This window comes from Alteromonas sp. BZK5, assembly GCF_014349115.1.
In the GTDB taxonomy this organism is placed as follows: Bacteria; Pseudomonadota; Gammaproteobacteria; order Enterobacterales; family Alteromonadaceae; genus Alteromonas; species Alteromonas macleodii.
This window is the reverse complement of sequence record NZ_JACSOE010000287.1, coordinates 1-1,010: the sequence shown is the minus strand read 5'-3', so window position 1 is coordinate 1,010 and position 1,010 is coordinate 1. Positions and strand designations below refer to the sequence as shown.

Here is a 1,010-nt window from a genome sequence, read left to right as displayed (position 1 = left end):
AGACAACAGGCATTGAAGGTCATGAATGACAGGGATATCCAGACCCTCTGCCTTTACCTGAAAAAACAGAAACGGACCGTGGAAGAGTACCAGTGGCAATATTATGACGAACAACGAAACCTTCTGGAACAGTTGTTAAGACCAGTGTTCCTGTACCTTGAATGTGAGGCCGGTAAAGGCTCAGAAGCCGTCGTCGCCCAACTTCAAAAGATGCAAACGGAAATCGTATCCGGTGAATCACTGATGACAATGGATACGTCGCTTATCCCCAAAAAGCACCTCCCATGGCTGGTGAAACAGGATAACGTTAATCCGCAACGTTATGAATGGCTGCTCTACCGGCAGTTAACTTCACGACTGAACGGACGTATTTATCTGTCAAATGTCACCAAATACCGGGCACTGGAAGACGACCTGATCCCCCAAACATCGCAGGATGCACTGCTGGCCTCATCAACACTGGACAGACTAAAACAACCTGTTGACGCATTGTTACAGGAGAAACAACATCGACTGGAAAGCGCGCTCAAAGACGTGGCGCGCCATATTGATGAGGGAGATAATCGCAATGTAATCATGAAAAATCGCTCGGGCACCCGCTGGCACCTGCCAACAAAAGGCGCTACATCTCTGGTCAACAATCCCTTCTTTAAGCGAATGCAGCCAGTCGGTATCGCGGATGTCCTGCGGTATGTTGAGCGCGAAACCGGGTTCATGCGAAGCCTGACACATGTGCTGCCAATACAAAAACAGGGAACTACTCATCAGGATGATTTACTGGCCATTCTGATTGCTAACGCCACTCACCGTGGTGTGTATGGTATGGCGCAGATCTCCGACCGCAGTTATGAACACCTGAGTACAGTACAGGCTAACTATATCCGACCTGAAACGCTGCATGATGCCAGCGACGTGATCAATAATGCGGTGGCTTCATTACCCATCTTCCGCCACTACCATATTCAGGAGGACCAGTTGCACGCCAGTGCGGATGGTCAGAAATTCGAAAC

General features: G+C 49.3%; 1 protein-coding gene. It reads left to right on the top strand.

Going from position 1 to position 1,010, the window contains the following annotated elements; genetic code table 11:
• Positions 1-1,010, top strand: a 1,010-nt coding sequence (locus tag BIZ39_RS22015) for a Tn3 family transposase (protein ID WP_187448144.1), incomplete at both ends; no start/stop codon positions are given.